At 58.3% G+C, this 13,514-nt stretch carries 13 protein-coding genes; 7 read left to right on the top strand and 6 right to left on the bottom strand.

Annotated elements, in window-relative coordinates:
- Positions 1-37: 37 nt before the first annotated feature.
- From MARHY_RS07745 to MARHY_RS07760, 4 genes are all read right to left on the bottom strand, one after another.
- Positions 38-1,126 (bottom strand): hypothetical protein, encoded by a 1,089-nt coding sequence (locus MARHY_RS07745; protein ID WP_041654657.1) that lies wholly within the window; start codon positions 1,124-1,126, stop codon positions 38-40.
- Between the two features lie 40 nt (positions 1,127-1,166).
- Positions 1,167-2,231, bottom strand: a complete 1,065-nt coding sequence (locus tag MARHY_RS07750; protein WP_014421279.1) for a hypothetical protein — start codon at positions 2,229-2,231, stop codon at positions 1,167-1,169.
- A 129-nt stretch (positions 2,232-2,360) separates the two neighbouring features.
- The gene (locus MARHY_RS07755; protein ID WP_014421280.1) at positions 2,361-2,963 is read right to left on the bottom strand and encodes a YceI family protein; all 603 of its coding nucleotides are present in this window, start codon (positions 2,961-2,963) and stop codon (positions 2,361-2,363) included.
- A complete protein-coding gene (locus MARHY_RS07760; RefSeq protein WP_014421281.1) occupies positions 2,944-3,699 on the bottom strand; it encodes a CDP-alcohol phosphatidyltransferase family protein in 756 nt (251 codons plus the stop codon). Before MARHY_RS07760 ends, MARHY_RS07755 begins: the two co-directional genes overlap by 20 nt.
- Positions 3,700-3,810: 111 nt before the next feature.
- Here MARHY_RS07760 and MARHY_RS07765 point away from each other — a divergent pair, with 111 nt between their 5' ends.
- From MARHY_RS07765 to MARHY_RS07780, 4 genes are read left to right on the top strand one after another with little or no spacing between them, the layout of a single operon-like run.
- Complete coding sequence (locus tag MARHY_RS07765; RefSeq protein ID WP_041654659.1) at positions 3,811-4,791, top strand: zinc-dependent alcohol dehydrogenase; 981 nt, start codon at positions 3,811-3,813, stop codon at positions 4,789-4,791.
- A gap of 14 nt (positions 4,792-4,805) precedes the next feature.
- Positions 4,806-5,204 (top strand): 6-pyruvoyl trahydropterin synthase family protein, encoded by a 399-nt coding sequence (locus MARHY_RS07770; protein WP_011785160.1) that lies wholly within the window; start codon positions 4,806-4,808, stop codon positions 5,202-5,204.
- Complete coding sequence (locus MARHY_RS07775) at positions 5,191-7,110, top strand: glycosyltransferase family 4 protein (protein ID WP_014421284.1); 1,920 nt, start codon at positions 5,191-5,193, stop codon at positions 7,108-7,110. Before MARHY_RS07770 ends, MARHY_RS07775 begins: the two co-directional genes overlap by 14 nt.
- Positions 7,092-8,063, top strand: a complete 972-nt coding sequence (locus MARHY_RS07780; RefSeq protein ID WP_226374427.1) for a lysylphosphatidylglycerol synthase transmembrane domain-containing protein — start codon at positions 7,092-7,094, stop codon at positions 8,061-8,063. Before MARHY_RS07775 ends, MARHY_RS07780 begins: the two co-directional genes overlap by 19 nt.
- Here MARHY_RS07780 and MARHY_RS07785 read toward each other — a convergent pair whose 3' ends face one another.
- Positions 8,064-8,930: a RibD family protein gene (locus MARHY_RS07785; protein WP_011785157.1), complete on the bottom strand. Its 867-nt coding sequence runs from the start codon at positions 8,928-8,930 to the stop codon at positions 8,064-8,066.
- Positions 8,931-9,048: 118 nt separating this feature from the next.
- Here MARHY_RS07785 and MARHY_RS07790 point away from each other — a divergent pair, with 118 nt between their 5' ends.
- Positions 9,049-9,465 (top strand): helix-turn-helix domain-containing protein, encoded by a 417-nt coding sequence (locus MARHY_RS07790; RefSeq protein ID WP_011785156.1) that lies wholly within the window; start codon positions 9,049-9,051, stop codon positions 9,463-9,465.
- 16 nt (positions 9,466-9,481) lie between these two features.
- Here the strand turns inward: MARHY_RS07790 and galU are convergent, their stop codons facing one another.
- Entirely contained in the window at positions 9,482-10,318 is an 837-nt protein-coding gene (gene galU / locus MARHY_RS07795) for a UTP--glucose-1-phosphate uridylyltransferase GalU (RefSeq protein ID WP_011785155.1), read from the bottom strand.
- Between the two features lie 319 nt (positions 10,319-10,637).
- Here galU and MARHY_RS07800 point away from each other — a divergent pair, with 319 nt between their 5' ends.
- Both MARHY_RS07800 and MARHY_RS07805 read left to right on the top strand, forming a co-directional pair.
- Positions 10,638-11,843 carry a ShlB/FhaC/HecB family hemolysin secretion/activation protein gene (locus tag MARHY_RS07800; RefSeq protein ID WP_014421287.1) on the top strand — a complete coding sequence of 402 codons (1,206 nt, stop codon included), beginning with the start codon at positions 10,638-10,640 and terminating at the stop codon, positions 11,841-11,843.
- A 120-nt stretch (positions 11,844-11,963) separates the two neighbouring features.
- Positions 11,964-13,502 (top strand): glucan biosynthesis protein G, encoded by a 1,539-nt coding sequence (locus MARHY_RS07805; protein ID WP_014421288.1) that lies wholly within the window; start codon positions 11,964-11,966, stop codon positions 13,500-13,502.
- Positions 13,503-13,514: the final 12 nt, after the last annotated feature.

Consider the following 13,514-nt stretch of genomic DNA (forward strand, 5'->3'; position numbering starts at 1 on the left):
GAGTGGCTCATCCCTGAGCCTTTGCAACAACGATCGATCAGTTGTTGAGTGTGGTGTATACAAGATTGGGCAGGCTGGTCTGGCTGGAGTTTGGCACTTCAATGTACTGGTCGCCAGAGCCCCAGAACTGCCACCACGCACGCTGATTGTAGGTGCGGCTGGCAAAGTCCACACGCAGGCCGTTCAGGGTGGTGTTGTTCACCACGGGGACAGCGGTGTTGCCGGTCTGGGTATTGATCACGTCGCCATGGTTGGCGCCCTCGCTCATCAGCACCGGGTAGTGGTTGTAATACAACCCGGACGGGCCGTTCTGTCCGCTGACTTTACCGGCCAGGCTGATGCTGTTGGAGCAGGAATCAATGCCGCTGGCACTGGTTGCTCCGCAGGCTGAATGGGTGGGAACCACGCCATCGTCGGTGCCATCAATAAAGGGTTTGGTGATGCCGCCGTAGGATGAGCCACCGCCAACGAACCGCAGGCGCGGAATGCTGTTGGGGCTGACGGCCAGGTTGCGGGCAACGTTGGTCTGCAGGTCGTTGACCACACCCAGATTATCCGGCTCCGGGTCAATGCCGGTAAAGGCTTTGACTGCCTGTTTCACCGGCCAGTTGTACCAGCTGTCGTTGTAGGCAATGCTCACGGCCAGGTCGGCCAGTTCCGTGCCACCACCGGCACCGGCCATGTCCAGTACTGCCAGGATTTTCAGCGGTTGCAGGCCTTCCGATTGCAGCCAGCGCGCCTGGTTTTCCAGCAGATGGCGGGTTACCAGATCGCCGGTGGAGTGGGTAACAACAACGCAGTAGTCATTACACAGCCCTTGCTGACTGATCTGCCGCAGTTGCTGAAAAGCCTGCTGGGCGATCTGACCTTCTACCCGGCCATTGCTGGCCCAGTCGATACGGGCTTCGGCCCGGTTCAGCCAGTATTCCCGCCAGTTATCTTCGCCGGCCTGCTGGACTTCCTGGAAGTTGGCCGGTGGGTTGGACAGATCATCCATCATGAAGCCGTGAACCAGGATCACATTGTGGCCGGCCAACTGCGCACTTGCGCCAGTGGCAAACAGGCCGCCAGCCAGCGCAGTCGCGAGGGCGGTTTTCGTCAGGCATCCTCTTCTTTTCATTGTCATTGGTTGCTCCGTTTCTTTCCGATTTATTGTTGTGGTGTTATCAGAACTTGTCCGCCAGTTGCCGCAGCAGGGCAGCACGTTGTTCTGATTCGGGATTCATCGCCGGCTGGTCTCGGAGGCCGTCCAGATCCGGCGGTGAAAATTCATAGCCTTCCTCGGGACCGAAGGCGTAGTCGGTGCGGTCGCCCGGGGCGGCGGGTAACCGGCGTATCTGCAAATGCCTAAGTTGCAGGGTGCCCTGAATGTCGCGATTGGCTAAGACGCTGCCATGGGCTTTCAGGCGAATGACGGCCGAGCTGCTGCCCAGAGACGTTTCTTGTTGCAATTGGGCCAGCGGGGTTTCGCCGCTGTAGAGCTGTGCAGAGAGAGCGTAATAGCCGGACTGTTCCGGGTCGAAGCGCACAGGGATGACGAGGTCGTTCCCAGACACATAGACGGTTTCCAGGCCCTCGAAGCTGCCCAGATCGGGTTCGATGGTCAGTGAAGACACATGTCGAACGGGCTTGCCGTCTACCCGGGCCTCCACAATCAACCGGTACTCGCCGGGGGGATGATCGGAACTGACGGTGCCCTGGTAATAACCGGGGTCTGCATTCTCCAGCTCGGCAGAGGCTACCCGGTCCCGCTCTCCGGCCCTCTCCAGGGTGGCGGACAGAGACTGGCCGAACACCTGACGACCATTCAGGGACGCCACCACCAGAATCGGCTCACCCTGGCTGAAGCGGAATTTGTCCAGTGTCACCACAAAGCGGCCATCACCCTCGAGCGGGAGCACCACCGGGTGGTAGCGGTTGCCTTGGTAAGCCTCTGCTTGAGCTTTTGTCAGCGGCACCGAATAATCCGGGTACCGAATGGTCTGTTGGTATTCCTCTGCAACACTTGCCAGCATGAAGCCCAGCGCATTTTCAGAGGGTGGCTCGGGAACAGGCCCGGCAGGTGTGGCCGGAGCCACGGTATCCTGGCTAGCAACCATTTGGGGCGCGGAAGAGTTGGTGTCTTGCAGCAGGCCCCGGAAGCTGCCCTCGTTCTCGGCAGAGAGCAGCCACACGGTGCCGGCCACACCGGCGGTGATGGCCAGGGTTAGGCTTAATGCCCGGTACGGCATTGTCAGACCCCGTTATTGTTGTTGATGGTTGGGTTAACTTTTAACCATAGGGTCGGATTGTCCTAAACGGCAAAAATTTTGGCCGGAATTGCGGAGGTTTTGTGTCGTTTTGAGAGGCGGTTCTCAAAGTCAGAACCAGCCACTGTCTTTGATGGCCTCAAAGCCGAAGCGCAGCTGTACCTCATCTCCCACCAGCCCATTTTCCAGGCCGTAGGTCATGCCCCAATCGCTGCGGTTGATGACAGCCTCCGCGCTTATGCCCAGGGTGTAGTCCTCATGGCCGATGGGATACTCCGCCGCTTTGTTCAGGGTGACATTCACATCGACCGGCCGGGTCTGCCCCAGCAAGGTCAGGTCGCCGGTCACTACGCCAGTATTGTCACCGGTTTTTTCAAAGTCACTCACCACAAAGGTAATCTCCGGGTATTTGCTGGCGTCCAGAAAATCGGGCTTGCGGAGGTGGTCGTCCCGTTTATCGTGGTTGGTAAAGACACTGTTGGCTTTGAAAACCAGCTTTCCGGAATTCAGTTCTCCGGTTTCTTCGTTGTATTCAAACTGGCCTTCAATATCCCGGAACATGCCCATCACCGGGGCATAACCGATATGCATGATTTCGAAGCTCATGGAAAAGTGCTCTTCGTCCACTTCGAACTTAGCCGGCTCTGCAGACACACTGGTAGCGGTGGCCAGCAGGATTGAGGTTGTCAGAGCTTCAGGAAATGAAAGCTTCATGATTTTGTCTCCTTTGGTAGAGCCAGCGCACGTCCAGATAAAAGGACCAGGCAAGCAATGCCAGAGCGAGCCCGAGCGTCAGGCTGGCGAACAATGCAGGGGTAATGGGCACAACGGCGACCATCAGTGTGACCACCTGCCAGACACAGATGGTCTTCCGTCGGAAGCTGTCTGACAGCGGGTTATTCAGCCAGGGCAACGGCCAACTGGCCAATACGAACAGATAACGCATCAGGCCCAGGGCAAGCACCCAGCTGCCGGCTTTCTCCAGAGCCAGTGTGGCAACGCACAGCCCGAGGATAAAGAGCGCGTCCAGCTCCATATCGAAACGGGCACCGAAGGCGCTATGGCTTCCTGTTGCCCGGGCGATTTTGCCGTCGACACCGTCCAGCAACAGGGCTATCAGGCTGATAACCGCATAACTCCAGAGCGCGGGTGAGGCTGCTGAAGAGGAGTGGTCACCGAGGAACGGAGCCCAGCCAACCAGTGCCAGCACCAGAACCGAGCGCAGCAGCGTGGCGCGGTTGGCCCAGCCGAAGTCGGCTCTCCAACGCCAGTGCCGGAGGACAAGGACACTTTGCCCGAGATAGAACGCAAAGGTGATTAACCAGAAGCCGGTTGGCAGATCAAAGGCTTTGGCCAGAAAAAACGAAACGCCAGCCAGGCCCAGCATTCCCAGGATCAGATCACTGATGGGGCTGAAACTTCCTTTCATTGAGGTGCTGGTGGAATCCATACGCCATTGCGTCCGTATAGCCTGTGAGTGGCGTTAGCAAGCTCCCATTCTATGACTATAGTTTGGAGAGACTGCTTTTGCGTACGCGGCCATTCATCAAATGGACTATTCATGGACGTTGAGAACAACACTGCCTTTTGGATTACCGGGTATCAGGAGGCCAGGTTAGGGCCAGTGCCCGAGCCGACATTTCCCGCTTCTGAAACACCGTATGTGATCGTTCGTTCCCGCTATTCCGGCATCAGCCGGGGGACGGAATCCCTCGTCTACAACAACCAGGTTCCTGAAAACGAATACCAGAGAATGCGGGCACCGTTTCAGGAAGGCGAATTTCCGTTTCCGGTGAAATACGGCTATGCCAGTGTAGGAGAGGTTGTGGACGGGCCGGAAGCCCTGCTGGGGCAGAACGTATTCTGCCTCTATCCTCACCAGCAGCGATACGCGGTGCCCGCATCCGCGGTTCTGCCTTTGCCAGCCAAGGTTCCAGCCGAGCGAGCAGTGCTGGCGGCCAACATGGAGACCGCCGTTAATGGAGTCTGGGATGGGCAGCCTGCGGTTGGTGACCGGGTCGCGGTGATTGGTCTTGGCGTGGTGGGCTTGTTGGTGGCCTGGCTGGTCAATCGCATTCCCGGCGTGGAATTGATTGCGGTTGATACCAATGAAGGGCGAAGATCGGTGGCTCAAGCCCTTGGCGTACGGTTCACTACCGAGCCGGACATCCAGAACTGTGACCTGGTATTTCATGCTTCCGGGCACCCCTCTGGGTTGGCCAAAGCCTTGTCGCTGGCGGGGCCGGATGCCCGGGTGATTGAACTGAGCTGGTATGGAGACATGCCTGTTTCCGTGCCGCTTGGCCACGCGTTTCACCCGAACCGGCTGACTCTGAAATCAAGCCAGGTGGGCCAGCTATCGCCGGAGCGCAGGCCGCGCTGGAACCATCGCCGCCGTCTGGAACTGGCGCTTTCCATGCTGTCAGAGCCGGCTCTGGATGCGTTGATCAGCGGAGAGTCACGCTTTGAACAGCTTCCGCAAGTCGCCGGAAATATTCTGATGCCGGGCGCCGATGCGCTTTGCCACCGAATTGTTTACTAACCCAGGGAGAGACTATGTTCAGCCTGACCGTTCGTGATCACATGATGATCGCCCACAGCTTTAACGGTGAGATTTTCGGGCCTGCCCAGGGCGTTCACGGGGCAACCTATGTGGTGGATGTTACTTTCGAGCGCCACGTACTCGACAACAACGACCTGATTGTCGACATCGGGCAGGCTTCGGCGTTGCTCAAGGACGTGTTGTCGGAATTCAACATGAAGAACCTGGATGATATTCCCCAGCTTGCGGGACGAAACACCACCACAGAGTTCATGGCCAAGGTGGTGTTCGACCGCATGGCGGCGGCCATTCACGCCGGGCGTCTGGGTGAGGACGGTAAAGGCGTGGTCAGCTTGAAAGTGACCCTCAGCGAGTCGCACATCGCGTGGGCCAGCTACCATGCCGGCATCTGAACTCTGGTTCGTGGTGCCGGGAGACCCCGGCCAGAACACCGGTGGTTACCGTTATGTGCGGCGCCTGGTTGCGGCGTTGTCCAAGGCGGGCATTCCGGTACAGTTAACCGGCCTGGAAGGGACGTTTCCCAAACCGGATGATATTGCCCGGCAGTCGCTGAATCGGTTCCTTGCGGACTTGCCGGACGGAACCCGGGTCGTGCTGGATGGCCTGGCGATGGGCGGCCTGCCTGAGGTTTTACAGCGACACCAGAGCCGGTTGAACCTGATGGCGCTGGTGCATCACCCGCTGGCGGATGAGAACGGCCTGAGTGAGCAGGAGCAAGCCTGGTTCAAGCACTCGGAATCGACGGCATTGACCTGTGTCGGCGCCGTTTTTACCACCAGTCACTACACTGCGGAACGGCTGCAGGCATTCGGGGTGACGCCGGCGCGGGTGACCACTGCCTTGCCCTCTGTCGACGACGCTTTTTTTCAGCAGTCGCCCCGGATTAACCGGCATGATGCCACCAGGCCGATTCACCTGTTGTGTGTCGGTCATCTGTCGCCACGAAAAGCGCAGCATCAGTTGATTCAGGCGCTTGCTCAACTCACACACCTGAACTGGCGCTTGAGGCTGGTTGGCAGTGCCGGGCGAGCCACGGATTATGCCTCGGGGGTTCGTGCCCTGGTCCGTGAATCCGGGCTGGAAAGCCGCGTTGAGTTTGCTGGCGAGTTGGGAGAAGCAGATGTGCTGAAGGCTTATCAGCAAGCCGATCTGTTTGTGTTTCCCTCGCTTTACGAGGGCTATGGCATGGTCATCGATGAGGCCCTCGCAGCCGGTCTGCCGGTGTTGAGTTCCGACGGTGGCGCGCTGGCTTTGACTGGCGCCAAACCAGGGGTTGAGTTGTATGAAGCGGGCAATGTAGCGGCTCTGGCCACCAGATTGACCCGGCTGATTGCGGAACCGGATGCCGTTGAAGCACTGGTCGCCGGCGTCATGCAGGCCCGGTGCGAGATCCGTCGCTGGTCTGAAACCGCGCAAGATTTCATTGCCGGGCTGGAAAAGGGCAGGCCGCGTAATCCGGTTCAATTTGCCGCGGATTGGCTGGAAGCAAGGGAGCCCGCCGATCACCAGGCCCGTGATGATGGGCTGACGGCCCGACTCGCCGAATGGCTTACCGAACGATATGACTGTCGGGCGTCGGGTAGTAAACCGGGGGCGCCCCTTCACCTTGTGGATCTCGGTACCGGTCGGGGCTCCAATCCCGTCTACCTTAGCCCGAAACTACCGGTACCCCAGCGTTGGACTCTGGTTGAGCCGGACCAAACCCTGGCCGGGATCGCCCTTCAGCGGGTTGAAAAGCTGGATGCACCGGCTGTGCTGGAAACAATGGTCTTGACGAAAGATAACCTCAGTACGGCGTTGCCCGCAGACGCCGACCTGGTGACGTCTTCGGCCTTGATCGACCTGGTTTCCGAACCCTGGTTGAGCGCCTTGTCTGCAGCGGTGGCCAAACGTCAGGCGGCATTGTTGGTCGTCATCACTTACAGCGGCTTTTTTGCTCTGGAACCTGCTCATCCCTTCGATGACACACTGCGCGCTCTGGTCAATGCCCATCAACACCGGGAGAAGGGCAGTGGCGCTGCGCTCGGCCCGGACGCCACGGCCTGTTTGAGCCGTTTCATGTCCGGCAAGGGCTATGACATCCAAACGGCAGATAGTCCCTGGGTATTGACGGGTGAGCAGGCCGGCCTCGCCGCTATGCTGCTTGAGGGCTGGGCGGAGGCTGCCACAGAACAGCAGCCGGAACAGGCGAATGATATCCACTCTTGGCTTGAAACCCGTCGGCAACAGCTGGATACCGGCACCCTCGCCATTACCGTGAGCCATACGGATCTGCTGGCATGGCCGAAGCAGGTCTGAACTCGGAGAGGCCGGTCCCCGGCTTTGGGCGAGGGGTGTTTCGCTGGTGCGTCACCTTGCTGCTCCTGGGGATTGTTTTTGTATTCGTCGACATCGATAGGCTAGCCCAGAGGCTGGCGATGGTTCCGCCAACGATCGTCCTTGCGGTATTGGTGGTCTCGCTGATTCAGATCGCACTGTCGGCCTGGCGCTGGCGGTATACCGCGAACCGGCTCGGTGTAGCCATGGGTTTTGGCTTTGCCTTTCGGGAGTATTACCTGGCCGGGTTCCTGAATCAGGTGCTTCCCGGGGGCGTGATGGGGGACGTAAATCGAGCCTGGCGCCACAGCCGTTCGGCGAAGCGTTTGCAGCAACTGGCGATTGTCCATGCGGTTGTGCTGGAGCGCCTGTCAGGCCAGTTGGTGCTGGTACCGGTTGTACTGATTGCGGTGTCCGGGCTTTGGTGGACCGGGCAGTTAAATAGCCAGTTCGGTGACGCAGGCGTATCCCTGAAGCTGGGCTATTGGCTGATTCTGCCCGCGTTGGCCGTACTCGGGGTTTTGCTGGTCTCTATGACGGGGTTCGGGGCCCGGTTCAGGCGTTATGTCCGACGATTACGCGGGGATGTGCGTCGGGCTTTTCTGGGTTGGCGGAATGCCCTGGTGCAGGTTGGTACCTCGGTTCTGGTTTTCCTGACCTATATGGCGGTGTTCATGTTGATGGCCACGGGCATGGACTTGTTTGCCGACGGCACACCCTGGCTGTTGGTCGTGGCCCTGTGCCCGCTACTGTTACTGGCCATGGTGGTGCCGGTAACGGTGTCTGGTTGGGGCGTCAGAGAGGGCGTGGCGGCTATTCTGTGGCCATTGGTGGGGCTGCCGGCAGAGCAGGGCGTGGCGCTGAGTGTTGGCTATGGTGCGGCGGTGTTTCTGGTGAGTCTGCCGGGTGCCCTGGCGCTGCTGTTCCGCCGGTAATCAGGGTTTGGCGGTGTCGAATGCCAGATCAAAAAGCATATCGCTACCAAGATTCACCAACTGGGCTTTTGGGCGAAGCGCCTCATCCAGCTGGTCAATCTCCGGCAGGGAGAACGCAGGCCGGCCGCTGCCGATGATCATGGGGGCAACCATCACGTGTAAGCGGTCCAGTAATCCCGCCTTCAGGAAGGACGAGACGGTAACGCCTCCGCCCTCGATAAAAATCTTGCGAAGTCCAAAATCCTGTAACACCTGCAGGATACGTTCGGGAGAAGCAGGGGCTTCGTTTTCTGCGGAGCCCAGGCAAGGCACTGTTGTAACCCCGGTCGGATCCAGCGTTTTCGGGCCTGGCTGATAATCGCCGGCAATCAGATGCAGCGTAGGCGCATCGCCGTCGGTGAACAGGTGGTGGCTGGCAGGCACCCGCTGCCGGCGGTCGATCACGACGCGCACCGGGTTGCGGCCAGAGGTTCGGCGCACGGTCAGGCGCGGATTGTCGGTGCTGGCCGTTCCAGCGCCGACCACCACGGCGTCACACAGGGCGCGGATTCGGTGCAGGTGGGTAATGCCGTCGTCACCATTGATAAACCGGGAGCAGCCGGTGACCGTGGCGATCCGTCCATCCAGGCTCTGGCCAAGTTGGCCGATCACCCGGCTGTTAGTGGTGACGGGCTGGCACAGGGGCAGGAACAACGACAACAGGTTTCTCGCCTGTTCGGATGCCGGCTGAACGAGTTCCCAGCTTTTGCCGTTGATCTTCACCGCGGGTTGATCAGAACCGGGCACGGGCAGGGTGATATTGCTCCGGTTGATCGCGCTGAGTACCAGATCCCAGGCGTTATCGGTGTCCAGTGCGTCATTTGCCATGTGGTACCTGCTCGTTCGTTGTTCGTTTCAGTATAGGCAGATTGTGTCCAAAGCTATATGTACGATACATTTCCGGTTTGATTCACTTTTTCGGCCAACTTTTCAGGGGCACGGAGCCATGCGGTACCTGCAATCTTTTAACCGTCGTCTGCGTCGTATTCGGGAGCAGGGCCAGTTGTCCCTGGGGGATGTGGCCGAAATGTGTGGCGTGGACGAGGCCCGTGTCCGCAGCTGGGAGGCGACGGACGCACGCCAGAGAGGGTACCCCGGGGTTAGTGAATTGCTGGATTTTTGCCTGAAAACCGAAACACCGCTGGAACGTCTGCTGGATATGGACGATGACGGTGAGGATGGGCAACTGGAACTGCCGGGGCTGGCGTTCAGCAACAGTGATGATCTGTCAGTGGCGCTGAAAGAGCTTGAGCAGGAGATCAATCGAATCCAGCTCAGTGATGACGAAACCGAGCTGTTGCGCCGGTTCCGCAAGGCAAGTGCAGATAACCGGCGCATGGTGTTGCAGCTATTGGGGCGCTAAAGGCCCCGGGTGGCCTCTATTTTCCCTTCTTGTAGATGTTTTCGTAAACGAAGTTGGTGGCCTCCACGAAACCGTCAATGCTGCCGCAGTCAAAACGCTGACCTTTGAACTGGTAGGCCAGCACGCAACCATTCTTCGCCTGCTCCAGCAGGGCATCGGTAATCTGAACCTCACCATTCTTACCCGGCGGTGTACGCTCGATAATGTCGAAAATGTCCGGGGTCAGAATGTAGCGCCCGATAATCGCCAGGTTGCTGGGCGCGTCTTCCGGTGCCGGTTTCTCCACCATGTCGGTAATACGGTAAAGGCCATCCTTCATGGATTCACCCGCAATCACACCGTACTTGTGGGTTTCGTCTTCCGGTACTTCTTCGATGGCCACAATGGAGCAGCGGAACTGGTTATACAGTTTGACCATCTGGGTCAGAACGCCGTCACCATCTTCCGGGCCCACGCAGAAGTCATCCGCGAGCACAACCGCGAACGGGTTGTCGCCCACCAGGTTGCGGCCAGTCAGGATGGCGTGGCCCAGTCCCTTCATTTCATTCTGACGGGTGAAGGCAAAAGAGTTGTTGTTGATCAGATCCCGGATAGAGGTAAGCAGGCCTTCCTTGCCGGTACCGGCAATCTGGTGCTCGAGCTCGTAACTGATATCAAAATGATCTTCGATGGCGCGTTTGCCGCGGCCGGTGACAAAGCCGAATTCATGAATGCCGGCATCTGCGGCTTCCTCCACCCCGTACTGCACCAGTGGCTTGTTAACGATCGGCAGAATTTCCTTGGGCATGGCCTTGGTGGCCGGAAGGAAACGGGTGCCGTATCCGGCAACCGGGAAGAGGCACTTTTTGATCATGATTGTTCGTCCTTAATCAGGTGGTTTACCGCTTTGTTTACCCACAAAGCGTGCCAAGTGTAACCAAGTTGTATGCCGAGTTGGAGGGTTTCATTTCCGAGTGTTGATTTCTGGTAATTCTGTCGACTGGTTCCGATCTGTCCGGGGTGACTGAAATGCCTAGAAAATTGTTTCACTCCCGCTTTTAACTACATGATTTTACGTAACATTAAATTTGTAAATTTATGATGATAATGGTGGCCTGAGAGCGGCCTATCTTTTAAAGTTGCACCGAATTAATGGGTTTACATGAAATTGACATTGCTTCGGGTTTTCCAGAGTGCCGCCATTGATCTTCAAACTGCCTGTTCGTCACTTCTCATTGTCTGCACTGTTTTTGTGCGCGACAGCGAGCTGGTGTCTGCCAGCCTACGGTTCAGAGACGGCGCTCGATGGTGATACCCCGGAAACCAGCCGGCAGGCGTTGCTTCCCGAGAACAGTCTGAAGCTGACCCGTGAACACTGGCTGCGCTCCAAGATGAAGTTTTCCGGGCGCACCAACCGGGACACCGATCATCGGGATGGGGCGCTGAACGTGGGCCTGAATGGTCTTTTCTGGGCGAATCATCGTGCCGGCGTCCGCTACAGTGACGCCAAGACCTATCGGGTGGGCAATGAGCGCCGAGTACTCGGCTTCAGTTATGGCCTTCCGGTAGGGCGTAACCATCTGGATATTGAACTCCGGAATACCGCATATGAAGAGGTGTCCAGGGCAGACGGTTCCCGTTTTCAGAAAGAAGGGCGCACCCGGGATCTGACTATCACCGGCAGGCGGGCCCTGTTCTCTACGTTCGGCTATCAGTTCCTCGGCCGTGCCGGATACTCTTCCGTAAACCAGTACTGGACCCGAAGAACGGATGAAGTGCATCGTTCCAGTTACCAGTTATCGACTGTGGGGTTTGAGGCGAACGGACATCACAATCTGTACGGTGGTTTTGACCTGAGCAGCGGACTGCGCGCGGTCACGGGTATTGAGGCCGAGATAGAGCGTGTGACCGATTCGGAACAGGGGCGGCGTGAAGAGCAGTTTGGGCGCATGGTTCTCAGTGCATCGCTTGACCGAGAGTTACTGGCCTGGCACTGGGGACTGGACGGGGAATACCAGTTGGCGTCTGCCGATATTCCGGGTTCTCAGCACCTGAGGGTCGCCGGGTCTGGACTGGTGGCGGGTTTCAATGGCCAGTCACTTAGCGTAGCCGAAGGTGGGTGGCTGCGCCTGGGTAGCCGTAGCCCGGAATTCGATATTCCGTTCTTTCCCAGGCTGTCGTCCAGTGTCCGCCTTTCTGTTCTGCGCGGCTGGATTCCCGATGAGTCATTTCAGCAGCATCAGGCGGGGCATGTTACGTCGGGAGAGCTCTCATGGGGGCTATCAGCGCGGCAGTTCAGCGCCGATGTCAGCCTGGGGCGGGTGCTGAACACAACCACAGATGCCATAACCGTACCTGATCAACCGGATGTCCGCTTTACCATGAGCTTGCAGATCTGAAGCTGCTCTGGCTCACGTCGTTTCATTTGATTTCGATTCGCTTACGAACTTGTCACTTGTAGCAGCCCTCGGGCGCGGTGCTACATTGAATGGACAAACCGTGAACCGAGGAAGGAAACGATGCACGCAGGGAAAGTAGGTCTGGTGGTTCTGGGATTGTTCTTGTTTGCTCCCCTTTATGCCCAGGCGTTCCAGTTTCAGGATGTTGTGGAAAAAGCGAAATCGAAGGCGAGTGCGGCGTACGAGCCGGTCCCTGGAATTCCCGACTTCATGGCAGGCCTGAGCTACGACGAATACCAGTCTATCCGCTTTGATCCTTCAAAAAGCCTCTGGCGAGAAGGGAATTCCCGTTTCCAGGTAATGCTCATTCCCGCTGGTAAATTTTACACCCGTCCAGTAAGCATCCACGTAGTGGACAGCGAGGGCGTCCATCCACTGTCGTTCGATAAGAGTCTGTTCAATGTCGACGACGAGGCGCTCAGAAAACGGGTGCCGGCCGATCTCGGGTACGCCGGGCTCAAGTTGACGTTCCCTTTTGATGGTCCCGACGTAGCCAATCAGTTCCTGGTGTTCGCGGGCGCAAGCTATTTTCGCGGCGTCAGTAAGGAAACCTCTTTCGGGCTGTCTGCGCGGGGTATCGCTGTAGACACGGGTTTGCCGACCGGTGAGGAGTTTCCTGATTTCACGGAGTTCTGGTTGGAGCGCCCCGCTCCCGACAGCGATCATGTTCGTGTCTACGCATTGTTGGATGGTCCAAGCCTGACCGGGGCCTATGAGTTCACGGTGTACCCCGGGGAGCAGACCCGGGTAGATGTGAAAGCCCGCCTGTATATGCGGGAAGACATCGAGTTGCTGGGGCTCGCACCACTCACTTCGATGTTCTATTACGGGGAACATACTCCCAGGCCGCTTGGTGAGTGGCGCCCCCAGGTGCACGATTCGGACGGATTGTTAATCCATGATGATGCTACCGGCGAGTGGCTATGGCGCCCGCTGATGAACCCGGATCGACTTGCCGCAAGTTTCCATAGTGTCCGTCGTGTCGGCGGCTTTGGTCTGATTCAGCGTGATCGGGAGTTTCGTCACTACCAAGACCTGGAGGCTCGCTATGAGCGCAGGCCCAGCGCCTGGGTGAGCGCCGATGGGGACTGGGGGAAAGGAAATGTGGTTCTGGTGGAGATTCCTACCGACGACGAGACCAATGACAACATAGTCGCTTTCTGGAGTCCGGGAGGTGAAGTGTCCGCAGGCACGTCGCGGGATCTGAACTACTCGATTCAGTTCGGCGGTCCCGGCGTGGCGCCACATCCTGGCGGAAAAGTGGTAAACACCTTCGTCGGCGCAGGGGATCGTATAGGCGGCGGTGATCAGGCCGGTGCCTATCGGATCTTGGTGGATTTTGCCGGCGGTCCCTTGTCGGAGCTCAACGCGGAGTCTCCCGTAGTCAGCAAAGTGACCGGGGGCGAGGGTGTTGAGGTGCTTGAACACTTTGTAGAGTGGGTAGAGCCGGAGAATCATTGGCGATTGTCGATCCTGGCCAAGCCCGCGCAGGATCAGATACTTCAGCTGCGGGGTTTTCTGATGGTGGATGATGAGGTCGCCACGGAGACGTGGAGCTACTCTTTGCCGCCGGGGACAGGCCTGCGGGCAGAACCCTGATCCTGGAGGATC

The organism is Marinobacter nauticus ATCC 49840, from assembly GCF_000284615.1.
Lineage (GTDB): Bacteria > Pseudomonadota > Gammaproteobacteria > Pseudomonadales > Oleiphilaceae > Marinobacter > Marinobacter nauticus.